This is a genomic window from Armatimonadota bacterium (assembly GCA_013314775.1).
Taxonomy (GTDB): Bacteria; Armatimonadota; Zipacnadia; order Zipacnadales; family JABUFB01; genus JABUFB01.
In genome coordinates, this window is sequence record JABUFB010000008.1 from 1,101,047 (window position 1) to 1,121,700 (window position 20,654).

The window sequence follows — 20,654 nt, forward strand, 5'->3', positions numbered from 1 at the left end:
AAGAGCCGGCCGGCGTTTCCGTATTCCCCGGAACGTATTCAGGCGCAGTTGCGTCAGAAGCTGCATACGCGCAAACTGTCAGCCGTCCCTCGCCAGTCAGCAAAGCAGGCCGAGAGCACCCGGCATGTAGGGACGAGGAACTCGCAGGAGGCACAGAAGATGCTCAACAGGCGAAAGTTCGCGAGAACGAGTGCAGTCGCGGCGACGTTGCTTCTCATCGCATTGGCCGGCACGGTGATGGCCCAGACGTCGGATATAGTCCAGATCGCTGCGGAAAGACTTGCCCGGCGGCTCGAAGTACCGGTCGATAGTATCATACTGGTGTCGGTTGAGAAGGTCGAATGGCCCTCCTCAGCGCTGGGGGTGGAACGGTATGAAGCGAGCGCGAGCGACCGACCCACACCAGGCTACCGCGTGATCCTGGATGTCGCCGGACAGCTGTATCGATACCACACCGACATGGGCCGCCGCGTGGTCCTTGCTGGGTTGCCGGAGAGCAGCGCAACGCCCGAGGCGCCAGCGCCAACGGGTGGCGCGATCGACCGGGCGCGCGCTGATCTTGCGGAACGACTGGGCATTCGGGTGGCCGACATCAAGGCCGTTTCGGCGACTCCGCTGACGTTCCCTGATGGTTCGCTGGGGTTGCCCCGGCCCGGTGAGGCGTATGTGATGATGCTCACGCAGGGGCAGGCAGTGGTGCTTGCGAGCCCGCGAAGGCACTATCTGTACACCTGCGCCGGCAATACCTGTCGGTACGGCGGACCGTTGGACTCCTGGGCATTCTCCGCGCTCTACGTGGAGCCCATCATGAATGAGCCCAACCTCAACGGGAACCTCATGCACATCTCCCTCGCGGGAACCAACCCGACGCCGATTCTCGCGGGTGTCAGTGAGTTCTATCCGCAGCATGACGGTTCGGTGATCGCCACACGGCGCACCTCGCGCTCCGGACATGTTCTTCTCTACCTGGCGCCGGGCAAACGCGACGAGGCGGTCACGCTCGCAGGGGCCTTTTCCTTTGGACAGGCTACGGTGAACGCTGATGGCACGCGGTGGATCGCTTTCTCGCGCCGGATCGTGGGCTCCGGCTGGCAGGTGACACGAGGGAGCATCTCTGGAGGTGAGGAGCCGCTGGTCCTGGACCTTCCCGACGGCGCTCGGCCTTTGCGCCTGTTTTGGGACCTGGACAACCCAATCGCCAAGGTCGAGCTGGAGGGGCGCCCCGTTTACTACGAACTGGTGGGAGAAGCCTGGCGCGAAACGAATGACTATTGCTCCCCAGAAGTCACGGCAATGGTGCTGAACCGCAGCCAATCCCTGGCTGTCGAGGTCGACACAACCGGCGACAAGCCCGTGACCGGGGTGTCCACCGTTTGGTTCACTGGGGCGCGAACCCCAGTCGCAAAGATCGAAGGCTTCGAGGTCCGGCAGACAGACCTCAGCGCCGACAAGCGCTTCGTGCTGCTATGGGGGGCCATGGGCGAGAAACTTGTCACCCTGACAGTGGACACCGTAACAGGTGAGATCCTGCACACACTGGACGATCACCACGGGCCGGTCCGCCTGTTCAATGCTCGTGGCCCGGTTCCGCCGGTGCTGACTGACGTGATCAAACCGAGGAATGCGGAGTAGCGACGGGTTCGTCACTGCGAGAGTGGCGGAAGACATGAGCCCCACGCTCCAATCCGCACCGTGGCCACTGAAACCAGGGCGAGGGGCATTCCGGAATGTCGAGTGGCCCGGCATTCCAGACTTCCCTATGGCGGCGGAGGTGCAACCTGGCCGGCGAAGATGTCCTTATTGGCCTGATGTCCGGCACGTCCACGGACGGAGTGGATGCTGCAGCAGTGCGCATAGCTGGAGCGGCGCACATCCCGCGCATCGAGCTTCTGGCTTTCGTTACTGTGCCCTATCGCGATGCAGACCGTGCGGAACTTCTGCGGTGCGCTTCGGGCGAGATAACCGTGGCTGAGTTGGCCCGCCTCAACTTCACCCTGGGCGGCCTGATGGCGGATGCGGCGGTGACGGTTATGCAAGCTGCCGGACTGGGCGCTGCGGAGGTGCTGGCAATCGGCAGCCACGGCCACACCGTGGCGCATCTCCCCCCGAGAACTGGAAACGATGCAGTGTCGGCCACGCTGCAGATCGGTGAGGCGGCGGTCATCGCGGAGCGCACAAGCATCCAGGTTGTCTGCGACTTCCGGGTGCGAGATGTGGCTGCCGGAGGGCAGGGCGCGCCACTCGTCCCCCACTTCGACTATGCCTTCTTGCGATCCGACAGCATCAACCGCGCGGCCCTGAACATTGGCGGGATCGCCAACGTAACTCTTCTGCCTGCGGGAGCAGCAGAGGGGCAGGTTCGGGCCTTCGACATCGGCCCTGGCAACATGCCGCTGGATGCAGCGATGAGACTGCTGGTGCCGGACGGACCGGGATATGACGAGAATGGGCAAGTGGCCGCGGCGGGCACGGTGTGCCTGGAGATGGTGGACTGGGTGCTGGGCCATGAGTTTTTCGCTCAGCCACTGCCACGCTCTTGCGGGAGGGAAGAATTCGGGGAACACTTTGTCACTAAGGCACTCGCGCAGTTCCCCGGACTTCATGTGGAGGATGTGCTGGCGTCAATCACTGAGGCGTGCGGACGGGCCATCGGCGAGGCCATCGCCGGAGTACAAGGCACGACCCAATCCCCGTGGGAAGTGATCGCGTCCGGAGGGGGCGTGCACAATACCACACTCATGGACGCCGTCGCGCGGCATGCAGCCGTAACCATTCGGCTGAGCGATGCATTTGGGATACCGTCGGATGCGAAGGAGGCCATGGCCTTCGCGTTTCTTGCCCGGGAGTGTCTTCTGGGCCTTCCGGGTAACGTGCCCGCGGCAACCGGCGCGGCAGGCCCGCGAGTACTCGGCAAGATCGTGCCTGCGTGAGTTCGGCCGCGTCGGGTCCTCAGATGCGACTTTCGAGTCTGGCCAAGACCGGTTCGGGCTGCTATAACAGGGTGCCAATCCAAATCCGGGCCGGGAGGCTTTGAGGCATGAGTCAGTTCGAGGGCGTCACTGTAGTGAAGCAGGCAAACGTCTACTTCGACGGCAAGGTGACCAGCCGCACCGTCATCTTCCCCGATGGCCGGAAGAAGACGCTGGGCATCATGCTGCCGGGCGACTACGACTTCGGGACGGCGGAGAAGGAAGTCATGGAGATCATGTCGGGCGATCTTGAGGTCAAGCTCCCGGGCAGCGACGACTGGATAGCCATCACCGGCGGGCAGAGCTTCGAGGTGCCGGCGAACTCGCGGTTCCAGCTTCGCGTGGCCACGGTCACCGACTACTGCTGCTCCTACCTCCAATAGGGGCGAACCCACCGGGCCAGGGAGTAAGCGACCGCCCGGGCCCGGTGGGACACATAACCATCAAGGAGCCGTCAGCAGACGGCCCGGGTGGGTGGCGAGGCGCGGCTGGCAGCCGTGAAGGTCGAGTATGATGTCCTCCACGACCTGCGTCAACTCCACGGACCACGCCCCCCCGTTCTCTCCTACTTCACCGCGCAGATTGAGGCTCACCCCATCAGCCGCATCTTGCGTATTGCCCGAGAAGATCACCGTTCCGTCCGGGGCTCTGAAAGTGACCTGCATGTGCTCACCAGAGGTCTGGGCGGCGACCTTCAGTGCAATCTCCCCAGCCCCAGGATTGGGCGCGAGAAAGGCCGGGGGCTGGTTGCCCACCAGCGTGGCCCTTGGACCCGCGAGACACACGTACCTGTTGGTGAGCTTCAGTTGCCCCTTGCCGTGGCCACTGGTGACTGCAATCCCGTAGACACCGTCTTCCGGGGCCACGATGTCGATGGGCGCAGGCCGGCCGATATCAGCGTGGACGGTTCCCACAATCGTACCGGAGGGCGCAACGATGACGGCCACGCTCCCGTCGATAATGTGGGCGTGTTGCAGCGCCACGAGTTGCCCTTGCAAGTGCTCGCCCTGCTTGAGGAGCGCGACGTATGTGGCTGTCGGGCGGTGGGTGAAGACCCGTCCAAGTGCGTCCTCGGGTACCGGGCCTGTGCTGAAGGGCACCAGGTCCGCTCCAGCAACGCGGCGTGCCTCCCTGGCGATGTGCTCTTCCAGCGGGTTTGGGGTCTCCGCCGGCTCGCGCCAGAGCGAGAAGTCGCGCTTCTTGATGAGATCATTGGCGCGCTTGAACCAGGCGAAGTAGTCCCGGTGGGTGGTCTCATAGTCCGGGCCCTCGTAGAAGACCCAGTAGCCGTGGCTGAGCTCGGCGCCGAGTACCGCGCTCTTGCCCTCGAATTCGGGGTTCGCGCCCAGAACGATGGGATCAAGGCCCGCCATGTAGCGAATACTCGGGTCTATCTCATCCAGCGCCGCCCGGGTCTTCCGCATGACATCACGCAGACGGTTGAGAGCCGCCCCAAGGTCATAAGCATGCCGCCAGTAGGTCTCCACTTCGGCCATCACCAGCGGGGCCTGCTCGGTGTGCCACTCGCGCCAGACAGCCTCCCTGATGAACAGGGACTGGCTGGCCGGGTAGACAACGAACTGGAAGCGCGGGTTGAGTTCGTCCACGGCCCGGCGCAGTTCCCGGGCGCGTGCGCGCCAAGCGCCCACCTGGAAGTCATGGAAGGCCCGGGTCAGGCCCTGTTCCTCCAGCCAGGCCGCGCGGTCCGCCGGGAGCGGGTCGGGCAAGTCAATCCCCTGGGCCTCGGCAAAGCGCTCCAGCACTGGCTGGTCGTAGGACAGCGAGTAGCACATCCCGCCGCCAACCCGCGAATCGTCGTAGTTCTCAAAGTCCAGGAAAACGCCCATGACGGAGGGCACATCCACGGACAGGCGGGCGTAGAAGAGGATGCGGTCACGCCAGTAGTCCCACAGAGCGTCGGCGTTCGGGCTGGCGAGTCGGCCGTAGCGCCCGGCAGAGTCGGTGAGCCTGAGCTTGGGGTCACCAGTCTCCACGCGGGTGCCGCGGATCCAGGGCATGTAGAACATTCCCTGGTCCATGGCCATGCGCGCAACGCGCTCCACACGTTCGTTGTCGTCTGCACCGATGCGGGGGACCACCACGTTAAATCCCGCGGCCTTGATTTCCGCCACGTGCTCCGGCTCCATGACCCAGTTGTTGTGAGCCATGAGCACCTTATCCACGAGAATACGGTAGGGATCATCCGGCGTGCCCAGCTTCTCGCGGCAGGCATCCCATGTCTCTTGAAGGTCCTGAGCAGGGGCAGTGAGGGTAAGGGCTGCAAGCAGCAGAGCCAATCCAACTCGCATCTTGAGCCTCCTGTGTCCGGCCGCATCGGCGGTCCGTGCTGTAGCAGGATATCGATTGCCTGAACCCGTCTGACCGAGTGCAGCAAGATTGCGTCCAGACTGTCCAGCGGCGGTCTCCAACCGCGGCCGCGGGTCGATTGTCGGCCGTCATCTCACCGACCGCAATGGACGGAAGCCGCTTGCTTCTCCCCTCTTTCCAATACGTTACTCGGCCATTGTGTACACTATTCTCATTCAAGTCCGCAAGCCCGGCAGCGCTCGCTGGTCGAGGCAGACCTTCTCGTACCCTCCGTGCCAGGAAGGTCAGACACCGGAGCCTGGTGAATGTTCTCTGTATGATCCATTCCCACGCCTTTCACCGCCTGGCATATGTAGGAGGTGGAATGATGAATCTCGCTGACATGCCAATTGAGGAGATCGGGCGCGAGGCGTCCCCGTTGGACGAAGACGAGGTGCGCGAGCTCTCCCAGTATATCCCGGAATGGACCATCGAAGGAGATAAGATCACCCGCAAGCTCAAGTTTGCGAACTTTGCAGAGGCCATGGCCTTCGTCAACAATGTCGCGGACGAGGCTGAAGCGGCGGACCACCACCCGGACATCACCATCTCGTACAACAAGGTAAGCCTGTCTCTGTCCACCCACAAGATCGGCGGACTGTCCCGCAATGACTTCATCCTGGCCGCACGGATCGACCGACACGCTGGGTCTTGATCCTTCCAGGCGCCAAGCGGCCCCGGAGTAGCATACGATGACCCGTTTTGAACTCAAGGGCGCGACGGCGCTTGTCACCGGTGCGGCGAAGCGTCTCGGGATGCACTGCGCTTTGGCCCTGGCCGAGCGTGGCTGCAACGTGGTGGTTCATTATCACACGTCGGCGGAGGATGCCGAGGGACTTTGCAGGAGACTGAGCGGGGAATTGAAGGTCGGCGCATGGGCCGTTGCCGCGGACCTTTCCGTTCCACAGGAAGCTGAAGGGTTGATGCGCAGAGCTCGCGAAACGGCGGGCCCGGTCAGTGTCCTGATCAACAGCGCCTCGATCTTTGAACCAGCCGACATGCAGGACGCGACCTTCGACGACTTGACCCGCAACTCCGCGATCAATGCCTGGGCGCCATTCGTGCTGAGCCGCGCCTTTGCCGCTCAGGGAGTGGAGGGCAGGATCATCAACCTGCTGGACACCCGCGTTGCAGGCTACGATTTCGCCCACGTCCCTTACATCCTCAGTAAGCACGCGCTGGCAGTTCTCACCCGGATGACCGCGCTGGAGTATGCGCCGAAGGTCACGGTGAACGCCATCGCGCCCGGCCTGATCCTGCCGCCACCCGGTCAGGACCAGGCTTATCTCCAGCGGCTGGCCGAGACAGTTCCGCTCAAACGCCACGGTGGGCCCCAGGATATTGTCCGGGCCATGCTCTTCCTCATCGACAGCCACTACATCACGGGACAGACCGTGTTCGTGGACGGCGGCGCCCACCTCGAAGGAGCCTGACATGGACTACATCCTGATTGAGGATCTGCTTGCGCGCTGCATTATCGGTATCAATGAGGATGAGCGCCGGGAGAAGCAGGATGTGGTCATCAACATTGTGCTCGGGCATGACTCACGCAAGGCAGGGCGCAGCGATGATTTCGCGGATGCGGTGGACTATCGTAGCATCAAGAAGCAGGTTTTTGCCATGGTTGAGAAGTCCGAGTTCTTCCTGGTCGAGGCGCTGGCTGAAGCAATTGCCGACATCTGCCTGAAGAACCCCCGGGTGGTCGAGGCGCAGGTGACGGTTCACAAGCCTTCGGCGTTGCGGTTCGCACGAACGGTCGGCATCCGCATCACCCGGAGGCGCGAGTAAGCACCGTGGCCCGCGTCTTCATCGCTTTCGGCTCGAACATAGCGCCGGAGACCAACGTGCCGCGTGCACTGGACCTGCTGGCCGCAGCCGTGCGCGTCATCGCGGTATCCACCGTCTACCGCACGGAACCGATCGGAGCGCTGGACCAGGACCCGTTCTACAATGGGGCGTTCCTGATCGAGACTGATCTGGGGCCGCGCGTGCTGAAGTTCGAGCTGCTGCGAGGCATCGAGGGCGAACTGGGGCGGGTGCGCACGGCGGACAGGTATGCCCCGCGCACCATTGACCTGGACATCGCGCTCTATGGGGACCTGGTGGTATCCGAGCCGAATCTGGTCATCCCCGACCCGGACATCAAGTCGCGGGCTTTTCTCGCGGTGCCGTTAGCGGAACTCGCACCAGAGATGGTCTTGCCCGGTGGCTGTGAGACACTGGCCCAAATCGCCACACGGATGGACAATGAGAAGATGGAGCCCCTCTGGGAGTTCACGAACCTGCTGAGGAGGAGCATCAGTAATGAACCATGAGAGAGTGCGGGCGCTGATCAGGGAATTGCTGACGGAACTGGGAGAAGATCCGGACCGCGAGGGCCTGCTGAAGACCCCCGACCGGGTGGCGCGAGCCTACGAGTTCCTGACCTCGGGTTACCGCATGGACCTGGAGGAAGTGATCAACCAGGCGGTGTTCACACAGGACACAAACAACATGGTCATCGTCCGGGACATCGAGCTGTACAGCATGTGTGAGCACCACATGCTGCCCTTCTATGGGCGCTGCCATGTGGGCTACATCTCCGACGGCAAGGTCTTCGGTCTCAGCAAGATCGCTCGCATGGTGGACATGTATGCAAGGCGGTTGCAGATCCAGGAACGCCTCACCGAACAGATCGCGCGGGCGATCATGGACAGCATCAATGCCGAGGGAGTTGGCGTCATCATCGAGGCGAAGCACCTGTGCATGATGATGCGCGGCGTGGAGAAGCAAAACTCCATGATGACCACATCATCGGTCCTCGGCAGCTTCCACGATGACGAGGCGACCCGCGCCGAGTTCCTGTCACTCATCGGCCGGCATCGCGACTTCTGATGGCCGTCTCACGGCCCGGAACGGCGCTCTCAGTCTCCGCTGAGCAGGCCGGCCTTGTGGTTTCCGATCGCCTCGGACACCCGCAGTGCCCGACCGTAAATGCGCAGGCCGCGCACTGTCCTGCCGATGACTACGCGGCTTGCGCCGTTCACGTCCCGCAGGTTCGGGTTGTAGCGTCCCCAGCCGAACTGGCGGCAGTCTCCCCCATCGCACAGCTTCCCATCCACCACAAACAGAATCAGCTTCGGGCCACCGTCAACGATGGCGACCACGTGGTGGACAGTGCCCGGGGTCAGCAGGCCAGGGTCGCAGTCCCACGAGTTTTCCGTCCGGCCATCGTTGAGGATGATCCGCACCGTGCCTCGATCCGAGGTGGTCAGTGCCCAGCCGTGACCGGTCTCATCGCGCGCGTCGAGAAGCGTCTGGCCTGCTTCCAGGCTAGATAGCTGCAGCCACGCATCCACCGTGAACCCAGCGCGAAGGTCCTTCGTGCCGTAATCGGGCCGGGTGTTGTCCCGTGTAAGGAACTCGGGCAGGGCGGGCAGCGAAACGGCACCAGGCATGGGTTGCCGGACATCGAGCAGCTGCCCTTGGGTCGTAGCGGTGGCGTTCTCAAACTGCCCCCAGAGGCCGTCGAGTAGCGCGGGATCCACTTCGTGCACCCGAGCCACCTGCTTCTGGGTCTCGGTGAGGAAATACCGCCCGCCGTCTTCGATGAAATCCGGATAGCTCATGCGGACGAAAGGATCGTCGTCGTAGAGCACGACCTCCGGCTGCGTCCAGCGGATCTCCCGCCCATCGGGGGTGTCAATCTCCTCCCCTCCGCAGAGCCAGACAGGGTTGCGGTCGTTGTAGGCGATGTTCAGGGCGTTGGGATTCTCACCGATGAACTTGCCGCCGTGATTGTGGAACCAGTACAGGTACTTGCCGTTGGCGCACTTCCAGGCGAAGTTCGCCGCCCGCGGGTGTTTCATGAGCCGGCCGTCATCGAAACGCTTGTATCGCGGAGTGGTCCAGGTATGCCCGCCGTCGCGGCTGTAGGTCTCCACCGGGTATCCATCGATGGACCGGTAGACGCAGTAGAAGGAGCCGTCGCTGAGCACGCAGTAGCTCTGCTCCTCACTTACCGGCCCGCCGCCGGGAGGGGTGCGCAGACCGATGTCGCCGTCCGGCAGTGTTTCCCAGTTGAGCTTCGCGGGATCCATCTCGCTGAGGATGTTGTCACTCTTGAGCAGGACGCCCTCGGACTGGGCGAAGAACCCCTCCCCCATCTTCCCCACCTTGTGCAGGGAGACGAAGGCCGCCCCGTCGTGAATGAACGGCTTGCCCACGTTCCAGAAGAAGCGCAAGGCCCCGCCATAGACGTTTTCGCGGTCGCAGGCGAACTCGCGAACAGGAATGTCGTAGCGCTCGGCAGACCAGGACTTCCCGTGGTCGTCGCTGTACTTGCAGACGAAATGCCCCAGGGAATCCACCCGGCTGAAGACGCCCTTGCCGTCGTGGCGCTTGACCTCGCGCACCTGGTCAGTGTTGTGGTTGTAGAAGATATAGACCCGGCCCGATGGCACTTTGAGCATGACCGCGTAGGATGCTTCCGGCCCACCGGGGGGCTCGACTGGAACCGGCGTGGACCATGTGCGGCCCCGGTCGGTGCTGCGCATAGTGGTTACGTGCTGCCCTGGGGCGCCCTCATGCCCGGCGCCGGTGGTCACGCAACACAACCACGCGCCGTCGTCAGTCTGCACAATGTACGGCTGGTCGCTGTACGAGTCGGTGGGTATTACCCAGCCGTTGGCAATATGGCGCGGGTCCGGTATTGCGGTCTGGTGCGCAGTGGTCATCGACGTCTTCCCCTTTGCTGTCGTCAGCGTATCCGCCCGAGCAGCAGAACTCAGCTCGCCGGTGAGCGAGAGAAGTGTGAGTACGAAGCAAGCAGTCGGAGCAGAGCGGATCACCGATTCGGCTCCCCTGGTATGGCTCACGCGAGCAGAACCGCGGAAAGCTCTGTAGCATTCCCCAATGCGTCGCCCCTGACCTTGTGCACATGAACGCTGGGAGGTGAGGACGGCACAGAGCCGGAATTGTGGCTGGTTACTGCTCACCGGGCAGAGGGCAAAACCGCCCCGGAATTCATCGCACCTCAAGGAGCCTGCCATGTGGCGCTTGTGTCTTCTTGTCGCCCTTTGCATTGGCACAATCGGCTGCGCCGCCGAGAATGTCAATCCCTTCCCACTGGGGGTCTACTGGCCCTGGGAAAGGCTTTGCGGGCATGCTCAGCGCCTGAATATGGACAAGTGGCAACTCGTAGACCAGCGCCTGGAGGATATGCAGGCCCACAACGTGGACACCGTCTGGGTGGTCAATCTCAACATAAAGGACCTCGGCCCGCTGGCGGAACGCTGCGCGGCCCGGGGAATGCGGCTAATCCCTGCGCTCAGCGAATTGCACTACAACATCGATTGGCGGCGGAACAACTGGGAATACCTGGAGAAGCAGTCGAAAGCCGCCCTGGAAGCTGCGGGGGACAGCCCCGCAGTGATCGCCTGGGCGCTGTGCGATGAGCCGCGCAAGGACATCGTCGCCGAGATGGAGCAGTTCCGCCTCAAGTTCGCCGAATGGGGCGCGAAACAGCCGGGCATCGTGGTCACCATGTGGCCCGACACTCCAACCTACGCCCGAGAGACCGGGTTCCCTTTCCCTTGCACCGACGTGTACCCGTTCTTCTCCGACAAGAACCCTAACGGGCCCAATCCGGCCCGGGTATCGCGCAACTGGTATCGCACGCAGGTTGCGAACACGGTGAAGGTGGCTCACGAGAACCACAAGACACCGTGGATCATGCCCCAGATGTTCGCGGACATCTGGGGACCGTGGAAGTATGACGAGAAAGGCGACATGACCATCCTGCCCGGTGGCGTACTCCACTGGCGCGCTCCCACCGTGGGCGAGACGCGCTGGCAGATCTGGAGCGCGCTCGGTCTGGGAGCACAGGCGGTGATCTTCTACGTCCACGAGCCACCGGTGAGCGACAATGCGGACAAGCCGCCGTACACGGGCACGACCTTCCCTGAGAGCATGAAGGCCACCGAAGAGACTGCCCTGCACATGAGCGGCGGGCTTATCCGTCCGGACGGTTCTGCCACCCAGCAGTACGAGGCCCTGGGGAAGGCCTTCGCCGAGGTACGCAAGCTGCTGCCGGTGCTCCAGGGCGCGAAGCCGCTGGACATCTGGCCAGTGCAAGTGAGCGCACCGGGCTGGGTGGGGATACTGAAAACCGCGGATGGGAAGACCCTGGCGGTGGTAGTGAATGACGACACCGACAACAGGCAGGAGTTGACGTTGACGGGTGCCGAGAAAGGGCTGAAGGATCTGCGCACCGGCCTGGAGCTGAAACCGGGAGTGGAGGGGAATATTGTGCTGACACTGGAAGCCGGCGACGGGACGGTGCTGGAGATCCAGTAGTAGCCCTGCGTCCCGCCCTCGACACGGGATTCCAAACACCCCGGATGGGGCAGCGGGAACAGGAGATATACTGCCCCATCCGGACGTGAGGGGTGAAGCCGGCCGAAGCGACGTTTCTACGCCCCAAACACCTGCGCCGCGATGCCAAAGGTTTCCTCAGCTTCCGCCGGCGTGGCGATGCCGACGCAGACGCCATCCACGCCGGGAACACTCAGCGCGTACTCGATGCCTTCCTGGGGTGCGACCCGGCCCATTGCCAGCGGCTTCATGGCGATGATCTTCCTGCTGGACTTGCGCACCACATCCAGCACCTGTTCGACACACGGGCACATGCGCCAGGCGATCTTGTTTATCGGCGTGTTGATGACCTGCACGTCGAACTTCTCGGCGATGGGCACCGTCTCGCCGCCGTTGTGGCTGGACATGCCCGGAATGAACCCGGCGGCGCGGATGTTTGCGAGCAGTTCGGAAAACTCCGGCCTGAAGGTCCACTCGGATCGCCAGAACATCGAGTCTGTAACCTGCCCGTGTACCAGGCAGACCCGGCAATTCACGCGCTTGAGGAAGTCCAGTTGCGCCGGAATTTCCGCGCCGACGATGACAAAGTTGGCCATCTCGATGCCGGTCAGTTCCTGAGCCGCCTCTACTGCCTGGGCCACCTTGTCGCACTGTTCGTTGCCGGGGCTGCACATGATGCTGCGCACCCCCGCACTGAGGGCGGCCACAATGACATCGCGGATCGGCTCGAATGTGCGAAAGCGCTCCGCGTACTCCTTTGCCCGCGCATTGCTCAGGTAGGAGTATCCGAGCAAAGGGTTGTGGCCGAGAATCATCTTCGTGAAAGCGGCGCCTTCCACCTGGAAGGTCGGCAACATCGTGGCAGCAGCCATGCGGGTTCGTCCTTTCGGTCGGGAGCGCTCCCTGGAGATCATTCACCATGCGCCCCCCCGATTCCTCCCCCGAAGTCATCGGGGATTAGTCCACGAACCGGTAGCAGGGAATGTGCAGCGCAATGCTGACAATGTTCAGGACGCTGACAACCACGAAGTCCGCGAGGATCAGCCCGAGGAAGAAAGGCTGAGACCTCTGGGCCAACCGGTGTCCTCCGTACTTGGCGATGGCAGTTTTCAGCACCCAGGCGGTGAGAAGCGGCATCCAGGCGTGGTTCATCTGGATATTGCCTGAAATCGCGTAGCCCAGCGGGTGGAAGGGCCAGTTCACGTAGCGCATCCGCATGGTCTGCAGGAAGAACGCGAATCCCAGGCCGAAGCCGATGGCTGGAATCGAGGCCCATTGCGGGCCCTGCGGCGCCTTGAGCCAGTTGTCCATGGTCGTAAATGCCCAGAGGTTGAACCGGCCACCTTTGGCGAGAGCGCCCACATCATAATAGATGTGCAGGAAGCTCCAGAAGGCGGCGAGAGACCCGACCACTCCAGCGAGCATCAGCGCCATACCGATCCCCCTGGACTTGCCGCCAGTCAGCTCCTGCAAACGAATGCCCTCCATCTGGTGGGGCATCGGGTGGCTGCGGAAGATGCTGCTGAACCACGAAAGCATGCCCATGCTGGTCAGGTCTTTGGTCGGGAAGGCGCGGGGGCCGAAGACCGAGGACAGGATGACATCGGGACCGGTGAAGTGCAGGTCATGGACCGGCGTGCCAAACTGGGCGCGTACCCGGGTGATCGCAAGGGACAGGATGTAGTAGATGCCGAAGACCCCGACGGCCGTAATCAGACGCATCCCCAGGGAGACGGCGAACCAGATCAGCCCGCCAAACCCGATGAGCAGTCCCAGGGCAGCGAGGCGGTACGGCAGGGGCTCATCATCATCCTTCAGCCGCGACGGCAGGCCCAGGACCGTATCCCAGACCTGCTTCAGATGCCCCCGACCCAACCACAGGCCATATGCCGCGAAGAGCACGTACGCGCCGAAGCCCTGGTGGTTCGCGAAAGGGAACCCACGGATCTGGTTCAGGCCCAGACCGGCGCTCAGCACCAGCGCAGCCTTCCAAAGCAGGTAGAAGAACCAGGACGAAAATAGGAAGTCATTGGGCATCTGGTAGCCCAGGCCGATCAGAAACGGGTAGAAAGACCGGGGCATCCAGCCCACCGCGTTCCATGGCCTGCCCCGAAAGTAGTGCCCCATGTCCTGCTCGAAGATGGGGATCATCGGCATTGACGGGTAGTGGAAAGCCAGGGCGTTCCAGATCTCGACTGACGCCGCCAGCCCGAAGCCCATCCAGAACGCCCTGCTGCGCGCCAGCCTGGACTGGGGCTGTGCGATCTCCAGGGGCAGGTGAACAAGCGGGCAGTCCAGGTGCTCGCCATCCAGCCAGCGCCGTCTGATGAGGACGTTGAGGCAAAACATCACCAAGAGCAGCAGCGCGATGAAGAGTGTCCACACCAGCACCGGGCCGAGCCAGGCGGAGATCACCTCGGGCTGGTAGAAGGTGGAACCGCCCTCGTAGTAGCCCTTGAGGATGCCCTTGTCCTGGACTGTAAGCCAGGTGGGCAGGTGCGGGTTGAGGATCTCCTCCCACTTGTTCTCGGGTCCGGCCATCCAGAATGAGTAGCTGAACAAGGGCATAAGGGTCTGGATGAAGTCGATGCCCGAGATGGCGGAACTGATGCAGACCATGGAGTAGACCAGCAGGAGTTCGGAAGGGCGAAACGCGAGACGCGGAGACAGGCGACGGGCCAGCGCGTTCGCGAAGCGCAGCACCAGCAGGCAGAAGACAGCATTGAAGAACAGGGAGAAGACGGTGGGGAAGGCCGTCTGCCGGTTGCGCTCCATCTGCGCGATCCAATAGACGTTCACCGGAACCAGCGCCAGTCCCAGGAGGACTGCGCGCAGGCTCATCCCGCCGGGAGACCAGTCACGTTCAGGAGAGTTGGCACTGCTCATTCCGATTGAGCACGACTGTGGGGCATCTGCCGCCCTGTGATTGGTGCGGTGAATGAGGGATGGAAGTCGTGCATCAGAAGCTCAGCACCCCGAAATGCGAGGCGTCCTTGCCGCCGCAGATTCCCGGCGTCATTTCGAGCCATCCCCGGAAACCCTGGCCATCCGAATCATTTACCGTGAAGGAAAAGGCCGCCACGCTCCCAGCTGCGTGCGAGACTCCCGGCAGGGCAGACCACGGGATAGCCGCCTCGTATTGGGTGCGGTCGCCGTCCCGGACCACCTGGATCTGCGACTCGCTGACAACGCGCTCCTGGGGCATCCAGGACCACAACTGCGGGCCTTCAGGGGTCAGCGCCAGGCCGAACTCGATCACCCGGTCGAAGGTGCTGCGCCGGGGAGGATTGCCCGGGCGGAAATCAAGCTGGATCGCGTCGCCCTGCCACATGGCGGCCTGCGCGTTGGGCTGGTCGTGAGCGTTATCTGTAACGTCGGCGGCGAAGTACAGCGCCGCGTCATCCATTGCGAGCCAGGCCTTCGCCGACAGGTCTTCCGGGCCGCCATACTCCGGCAGATTCTTCGCCTGCGCCGGGCCGAGAGCAATCGGCTCGGACGCGGCCCACTCGGACAGGTCGCCATCGATTGCAGGCGTCAGGCGCGCCAGCGAGAACCGAGGTCTGGAAGCGCCGACGTTCAGGCCGTGACTGGCCTCACTCTCCACCACGAATGCCTTGAGCGTGACGGGGCCCCGGGGCGCATCCGCTGGGACCCGGCAGCGCAGGGCGCAGACCGCTTCGGAACCCGGCTCAATCGCCGCGAAGGTGAGGCTGCGGCCGGGCCAGATGTCCCACTCCGCTGGAGCCTGGATCACCACACGGCTGTCCCGCGAGACGGATTCGCTGCGGTTGTTTCGCAGCCGCACCAGCGCCACTGCGGTTTCGCCTGCCCGCAGGCCACCGTCTCGCAGGTCAACGGCGACTTGCAGCCCCTTGACGATCTGGGCCTCCCACGGCACCCGCAGCACGTGGGTCTCGTCGAGCTTGAGGTGCAGCGTGGCCCGCAGGATATCGCCCTGTGCACTCAGCGCCGGCGCCTGCACGGGAACCGCAGCCCTGAGCCACCCTTCTCGCTCCGGGTCTGGTTTCAGGTCGGATGAAGCGCGGCGCCCATCACCCGTCTCGCACCAGACCGCGGGGTCAAGTCCGGGAGCCTTCACCCGCACCACCGGGCCGGTCCAGTCGTGCTCTGCCACAGTCTCGCCGGGCAGTTCGACCTCCCATTCAACGCCGCGCTGTGCTGCAAAGGCATCAAGCCGGAAACGCTCAGCCTCCGGCGCCTGAGCGAGGTCGGATGGGACACTGTCTGCGGACCTCACCCGCCGCACTTCAATCACCCGGGCCTCCCAGGGCGCGAGAATCTCCCGTCGCTTGAGCACCGGCGACGCAGAGAAACCGCAGAGCGAGTTGCCCTCCTTGCTGATGTTGGTCAGCAGGAGGCAGTCTCCCTCGCCCGCTGCGCCACCGTAGCGTGCGGGATCAAGCTCGAAGTCAAAGGCCTTCCGGCGCGGACTGAGATTCGCCATGAATACGCCGAGTGTGCCGTCGCTGCCCTTCCATACTGTGGACATCACCGCCGGGAGAGTTGCGTCGAAGGGCTTGCTGTCCCACCCATGCCAGGCGCCGGTCACAGTGCCCACATCCTTGAGCGGCTTCAGCTCGCCCATGATCTCGCCCTCGATGACGTACTTCAGGGCGGCGTGGCGCAGGCGCACCAGTTGCCGCAAGTAGTTGCCACGCTCGGTTGGGTTGGCGTCGTCGAAACCCATCCAGCCGAGTTGCGAGCCCCAGATGAAGTCCCGGCCCTCAATCATCGCGTAGGGCTGAAGCCCCGGCTGGCAACGTGCATTGCTGGCGAAGTAGATCGAGTAGCCGCTGTATACCGCGGTCATCATCGGGATCTCATCGGGGTGCCGCGGGTTCCAGATCAGGAAGCAGTCAACGCCATCCATATACGGCTCGGCGTTGTTCTCGGTGGTGATGAGCGCGTTGCGGCCGCCCCTGTGGGCAGCTTCCTGGACGCGGTCGAGAAGCACCCGATAGCCGTCCACCCACCAGCGTCCGCCGCCCAGAGGGTGACCGTGCGCCGGGTCGTAACAAAGCGCAGGCCCGGCAGCAGCGATCTGGTCGATGTAGATGCCGTTCACGCCATACTCGCCGATGAGCCGGTCGCAGATCTCGGCGATTGTCGTCTGCCAGACCTCCGTGGCCGGGCACATGGGTGCCTGATTCACGCCATTGCCGTAGACCTCGTTGTATGGCTTTCCGTCGAGACCCTTGGCGGTCCAGGGCAGCCACCGCGCAAAAGCTTCCACGTCCTTGTCCACGATTCGCCCATTGATGTAGGGCATGATGACCTTGCCCTCGGGCACCACCTGGTCTATGGCGGCCTTGAAGTCGGGTTTTGCCGGGAAGTAGTCGGGATAGTGGGTGTCGAAGGGCCAGCGGTGCCAGGAGTACCAGTGCAGGCCCACGGGGACCCCGAAAAAGTCCGCAGCCCGACGCAGTCCCTCGGTCACCTGCTCCTCGGTCCCCCCGCCAAGGAACCAGAGACCGAGATTCTTACAGAAGTCGGGCGTCGACTCCCGCGTGGTCAGCGGGCCTTCCGAGGTCCACGTCTGCTTGAGCGCCCAGGTGCGATACATCTTCGCGGCCTGCCACCAGTCCGGGCCGCAGACGCCCAGCGCAAACGGCCCCGGCGAACGGTAGTCGTTCCCCGCCCGAGTGGCTTCGGGAGCAGGCGTGCGGTACAGGAAGTGGTCGCCCGCCCGGAAGTTGAAAAACTTGGGGCAGGCGCCGGGGTCCTCATAGCCCAAGTACAGGCCGCTCTCTCTTTCGTGCAGGGAGACGAACTCCATGGGCCAGTTCGCAGAGGGATAGCTGCCGGACTGCTCGGTGACCGCCGGGTACAAGATGCCCCAGTTGCTGCGAGGCACTGCCAGCTTGGGACGGCCCAACGCGGAGATGCCGCTGATCCGCGGGAATTCTACCTCCATGATGCTCCAGGCAGCGCTGTCATTTTGCACGTCGATGGTCCAGCGCGAGCGGTCATCTCCTGCAGCAAGAAGCACCTCCACCGTCACGTCCGCGGTCCCGCCATCGTTCGGCAACACAACGTCCTGCCAGCGGAGGGTCAGCTTGTCCCCAGCGGCGCTCAACTCATGGCTTCGGGCGCAGTCGGCGTCACTGGCGATGCGCGCCTCATTCCCGTCCATGTCACGCAGTCGCAGGGCCCAGAGGCTTGCAACGTCGGCGGGAGTGACGAACTCGAAGCCGGTCTGCCTGTCGCGGATACTGACGCAGCCGAGGGTGTCCGGGTCGAATCCCAGAAGCAGCGCCTCGTTCGAGATCGTGATCGCCTCTGCGTCTGGAGCCTGTTCCGTGCGCGGCGGCTCATTCCACCGGGCAGTGAGCTTCGGTGCAGCCATGATCTCCTCCTGATAACCTGCCGGTGTGCGCGCCGGTCCGAAGTAGATTCTACCGGTCAGCTCGCGGGTCTTATCCCGGAAGGAGTCCGTGTACTGCAGGTAATGCACATAGCTGGTGCGACCGTCATACATGCTCACTGGATGGCCGTCCCAGGCGAGGCCAAATCCGTTCTCGCCGTCGTCCAGCGCTCCCCATAAGGTGAAGCTCCGGCCCGTATTGCCGTCCAGGAGCGGGCCCGATGTCAACTGCCCCTCGCTCTGCCCGGCCCAGTTGCGCAAGAGGTCGTCCTTGCGCGAGATCTGCAGGATGTGCAGTTCCGGCCACCGGAAGTCATCGTCCCGCGTCACTTGCGCGGAGAAATGCACCAGCGGAGACGATGCGCGGAAGGTCCAGCGGTATGTTGCCCGCGCATTGCCCGGCGCAGCATCCCCCTTCAGGTAGCGACCAGTCGTTTCCACCACAACCTGCACCGGGCCGCTCTCAATTATCCGCGCAGTTCCCTCAGGGTCTCCGTGGAGCATCAGCTGTCCCTGTTCCTTCTCGTACAGGCGGTCCAGCCACTGGAAGTCGGTGCTCACATGACCGGAGACGGGAAACGCAACGGAGGTGGGCAACCCGCCGTGGCCCCTCTTCGGGAGGGTCAGCGCCATGAAGGTGTTGTGGACCGTGATCTCCTGTTCCGTCTCGACCACCTGGAGGTCCGTGGCTGCGGGGGCAGTGTCGGGCTCCAGCGTCATATCCTCCCCCGCTCCAAGAACACCCGGAATCACCGTGATCCAGCGGCCGTCTTCCAGCTTCTGCAGGGCCGCCCGGATTCCCCCCGGCCCGACCAGGGACGCGCAGTCGGCGGGTGGAGGCGCCAACTCAACAACCGGCATGTATGCTTCCCGGCCCTCATTGGTCACTGTGAGGGTCGGTTGGGCCAGGCAGAACGCCGAGACAAACAGGGACAGACACGCAGCGAGCGAGATGATGCGCATGACGATGCACCCTCCGAACACAAAGACCTGGACGCCCGTGCGGAACGGAGCGGGCGACCAAGCCGCCAGCCATTGGCTTTCCGGAGTAATCCGCCGCGTGAGCCGCAAAGACCTCCTCGCCTGCCTCATTTCCGCAGCGCGGGCTGTCACGGGGGGTAGAGAAGGACAAGCGCGAGGCCCGGCGAATTATCTCGTGAAGCTCCGGCAGCTTAGGGATGCCGGTCAGCGTCTGATCCGCTGCTGGAGGAAGCCCATGAAACGCGTGCTGCTCGCAGCCATCGCGATACTATCCACCACAATGCTGCATGGCCAGGAGGGCCAGCCGGTGAAAAAACCGACCGTGAAAGTCATTGCCGGGGGAGAGCCGGTTCAGGACTACAGGGAGTGTCGCCGCATGCTGGTCGGCCCAGACGTCAACCAGCCCGAGGCGTACCCCGGCTACGCAGGTTTCGTAGGCTGGCAGTCGCCCATCGTCCTGCGGGACGGTACCATGCTTGTGGGCTTCTCATCCGGCTACTGGCACGCGTCGCCCCCGACGGCATACTTCGACGCGAACCCCGCGGCGCGCGACGAATGGGCGAAGATCGGGATGCCTGTAGATATTGATGCTCCGCGCGGCGGGCGAGCCCACATCATACGCTCTACCGACGGCGGGAAGACCTGGTCCCGCCCCGAGGTGCTCATCGACACCCCGTGGGATGACCGCGCTCCCAACTTCTGCCAGCTGGCAGACGGGACGATCCTGTGCAGCTTTTTCACCTACCCCGGCCCCATGGCGTCGGATCTCACCCGCGACCCTGCACGAACCGCACTCACCGGGATTATCAGATCCTTCGACAACGGAAAGACCTGGGAGCAGGAGCCGAAAGTGCTGCCGGTACCCTTCGTCTATGATGCCACCGATGGTCCGATCATCGAACTCCAGGACGGCTCGGCGCTCATCTGTGTCTACGGGCGAGAAGTAGGCGCCCCCAACGAAATGGTTGCGTTCTGTCGCACCACGGACAGCGGCGAGACGTGGGAACTGCTCTCCACCCTGGCCACGGATCACGAGATGTCCGAGACGGCCGTGGCTCAACTGCAGGATGGCCGGTTGGTGATGATCGCCCGGCCGGAAGGGGACATCGCCTGGTCGTCCGACGGAGGCAGGAACTGGACACCGCCGCAACCCCTGGGAGTCCGCCTGTTCGAACCGCGTCTCATCACCCTCAGGGACGGCACCCTCCTGTGCCTTCACGGTTCGTACGGCGCAGGCGGACTGCGCGCAATGTTCAGCACGGATGGCGGCGAGACCTGGATTGCTCCCAACGAGAAGTATGGCTTCCCCGTGGACCCCTCGGTCTACGGGTACGGTCAGGCGGTGGAGCTTGAGGACGGATCGGTCTGGGCCGCGTACATCCACACCGGAGGGCACAGCAGCCAGGACGCGCGCACTGAGGCGCTCTGGTCCATCAGGTTGCGCGTGCGCCCTGACCACAGTGGCATCGATCTCCTGCCCGCGCCCGGTTCGTGAAGTGCAGAAGGGCGCTTGCCTGCCTGCAGCAGACACCATCGCCGTCGAAGCGTCTGGTCGCCGCCATCCTGGCGAAAGAGAGGCGCCATCAGCCATGTACATG

Annotated in this window: 15 protein-coding genes; 10 read left to right on the forward strand and 5 right to left on the reverse strand. The window is 63.6% G+C overall.

Annotation, left to right across the window (positions count from 1 at the left end):
• The first annotated feature begins 159 nt into the window (after positions 1-159).
• The 3 genes from HPY44_11310 (at position 160) to HPY44_11320 (ending at position 3,352) form a co-directional block, all read left to right on the forward strand.
• On the forward strand, positions 160-1,632 hold the full coding sequence (locus HPY44_11310; GenBank protein NSW56596.1) for a hypothetical protein: 1,473 nt from the start codon (positions 160-162) through the stop codon (positions 1,630-1,632).
• Between the two features lie 95 nt (positions 1,633-1,727).
• Positions 1,728-2,930, forward strand: coding sequence for an anhydro-N-acetylmuramic acid kinase (locus HPY44_11315; protein ID NSW56597.1), 1,203 nt, complete (start codon positions 1,728-1,730; stop codon positions 2,928-2,930).
• A 107-nt stretch (positions 2,931-3,037) separates the two neighbouring features.
• Positions 3,038-3,352 (forward strand): pyrimidine/purine nucleoside phosphorylase, encoded by a 315-nt coding sequence (locus tag HPY44_11320; GenBank protein NSW56598.1) that lies wholly within the window; start codon positions 3,038-3,040, stop codon positions 3,350-3,352.
• 60 nt (positions 3,353-3,412) lie between these two features.
• Here the strand turns inward: HPY44_11320 and HPY44_11325 are convergent, their stop codons facing one another.
• Positions 3,413-5,278: a hypothetical protein gene (locus HPY44_11325; GenBank protein NSW56599.1), complete on the reverse strand. Its 1,866-nt coding sequence runs from the start codon at positions 5,276-5,278 to the stop codon at positions 3,413-3,415.
• A 401-nt stretch (positions 5,279-5,679) separates the two neighbouring features.
• Here HPY44_11325 and HPY44_11330 point away from each other — a divergent pair, with 401 nt between their 5' ends.
• Genes HPY44_11330 through folE form a run of 5 tightly spaced genes read left to right on the forward strand, consistent with a single transcriptional unit; the run spans position 5,680 to position 8,210 of the window.
• The gene (locus tag HPY44_11330) at positions 5,680-5,991 is read left to right on the forward strand and encodes a 4a-hydroxytetrahydrobiopterin dehydratase (GenBank protein ID NSW56600.1); all 312 of its coding nucleotides are present in this window, start codon (positions 5,680-5,682) and stop codon (positions 5,989-5,991) included.
• Between the two features lie 37 nt (positions 5,992-6,028).
• Entirely contained in the window at positions 6,029-6,769 is a 741-nt protein-coding gene (locus HPY44_11335; GenBank protein NSW56601.1) for an SDR family oxidoreductase, read from the forward strand.
• Between the two features lies 1 nt (position 6,770).
• Positions 6,771-7,124, forward strand: coding sequence for a dihydroneopterin aldolase (locus HPY44_11340; GenBank protein ID NSW56602.1), 354 nt, complete (start codon positions 6,771-6,773; stop codon positions 7,122-7,124).
• A 5-nt stretch (positions 7,125-7,129) separates the two neighbouring features.
• Positions 7,130-7,651 (forward strand): 2-amino-4-hydroxy-6-hydroxymethyldihydropteridine diphosphokinase, encoded by a 522-nt coding sequence (gene folK, locus HPY44_11345; GenBank protein ID NSW56603.1) that lies wholly within the window; start codon positions 7,130-7,132, stop codon positions 7,649-7,651.
• Entirely contained in the window at positions 7,641-8,210 is a 570-nt protein-coding gene (gene folE / locus HPY44_11350; GenBank protein ID NSW56604.1) for a GTP cyclohydrolase I FolE, read from the forward strand. Before folK ends, folE begins: the two co-directional genes overlap by 11 nt.
• A 29-nt stretch (positions 8,211-8,239) precedes the next feature.
• Here folE and HPY44_11355 read toward each other — a convergent pair whose 3' ends face one another.
• Positions 8,240-10,051: an exo-alpha-sialidase gene (locus HPY44_11355; GenBank protein ID NSW56605.1), complete on the reverse strand. Its 1,812-nt coding sequence runs from the start codon at positions 10,049-10,051 to the stop codon at positions 8,240-8,242.
• 313 nt (positions 10,052-10,364) lie between these two features.
• On the opposite strand from HPY44_11355, the gene HPY44_11360 reads away from it, so the two are divergent.
• A complete protein-coding gene (locus HPY44_11360) occupies positions 10,365-11,672 on the forward strand; it encodes a hypothetical protein (GenBank protein ID NSW56606.1) in 1,308 nt (435 codons plus the stop codon).
• 116 nt (positions 11,673-11,788) lie between these two features.
• Here HPY44_11360 and HPY44_11365 read toward each other — a convergent pair whose 3' ends face one another.
• The 3 genes from HPY44_11365 to HPY44_11375 all read right to left on the reverse strand — a co-directional run bounded on the left by HPY44_11365 (position 11,789) and on the right by HPY44_11375 (position 19,038).
• Positions 11,789-12,562 (reverse strand): hypothetical protein, encoded by a 774-nt coding sequence (locus HPY44_11365; GenBank protein NSW56607.1) that lies wholly within the window; start codon positions 12,560-12,562, stop codon positions 11,789-11,791.
• A gap of 85 nt (positions 12,563-12,647) precedes the next feature.
• Positions 12,648-14,576 carry a hypothetical protein gene (locus HPY44_11370; protein ID NSW56608.1) on the reverse strand — a complete coding sequence of 643 codons (1,929 nt, stop codon included), beginning with the start codon at positions 14,574-14,576 and terminating at the stop codon, positions 12,648-12,650.
• A gap of 73 nt (positions 14,577-14,649) precedes the next feature.
• Positions 14,650-19,038 (reverse strand): hypothetical protein, encoded by a 4,389-nt coding sequence (locus HPY44_11375; GenBank protein ID NSW56609.1) that lies wholly within the window; start codon positions 19,036-19,038, stop codon positions 14,650-14,652.
• A gap of 253 nt (positions 19,039-19,291) precedes the next feature.
• Between HPY44_11375 and HPY44_11380 the strand changes: the two genes are divergently transcribed.
• Complete coding sequence (locus tag HPY44_11380) at positions 19,292-20,551, forward strand: exo-alpha-sialidase (protein NSW56610.1); 1,260 nt, start codon at positions 19,292-19,294, stop codon at positions 20,549-20,551.
• Positions 20,552-20,654: the final 103 nt, after the last annotated feature.

Coding starts and splice junctions, on each gene's coding strand:
- HPY44_11365 (NSW56607.1), bottom strand. CDS start 12,562: ATGGCTGCTGCCACGATGTTGCCGACCTTCCAGGTGGAAGGCGCCGCT.
- HPY44_11340 (NSW56602.1), top strand. CDS start 6,771: ATGGACTACATCCTGATTGAGGATCTGCTTGCGCGCTGCATTATCGGT.
- folE (NSW56604.1), top strand. CDS start 7,641: ATGAACCATGAGAGAGTGCGGGCGCTGATCAGGGAATTGCTGACGGAA.
- HPY44_11335 (NSW56601.1), top strand. CDS start 6,029: ATGACCCGTTTTGAACTCAAGGGCGCGACGGCGCTTGTCACCGGTGCG.
- HPY44_11370 (NSW56608.1), bottom strand. CDS start 14,576: ATGAGCAGTGCCAACTCTCCTGAACGTGACTGGTCTCCCGGCGGGATG.
- HPY44_11355 (NSW56605.1), bottom strand. CDS start 10,051: ATGACCACTGCGCACCAGACCGCAATACCGGACCCGCGCCATATTGCC.
- HPY44_11310 (NSW56596.1), top strand. CDS start 160: ATGCTCAACAGGCGAAAGTTCGCGAGAACGAGTGCAGTCGCGGCGACG.
- HPY44_11320 (NSW56598.1), top strand. CDS start 3,038: ATGAGTCAGTTCGAGGGCGTCACTGTAGTGAAGCAGGCAAACGTCTAC.
- HPY44_11380 (NSW56610.1), top strand. CDS start 19,292: ATGAAACGCGTGCTGCTCGCAGCCATCGCGATACTATCCACCACAATG.
- HPY44_11325 (NSW56599.1), bottom strand. CDS start 5,278: ATGCGAGTTGGATTGGCTCTGCTGCTTGCAGCCCTTACCCTCACTGCC.
- HPY44_11360 (NSW56606.1), top strand. CDS start 10,365: ATGTGGCGCTTGTGTCTTCTTGTCGCCCTTTGCATTGGCACAATCGGC.
- HPY44_11375 (NSW56609.1), bottom strand. CDS start 19,038: ATGCGCATCATCTCGCTCGCTGCGTGTCTGTCCCTGTTTGTCTCGGCG.
- HPY44_11330 (NSW56600.1), top strand. CDS start 5,680: ATGCCAATTGAGGAGATCGGGCGCGAGGCGTCCCCGTTGGACGAAGAC.
- HPY44_11315 (NSW56597.1), top strand. CDS start 1,728: ATGTCGAGTGGCCCGGCATTCCAGACTTCCCTATGGCGGCGGAGGTGC.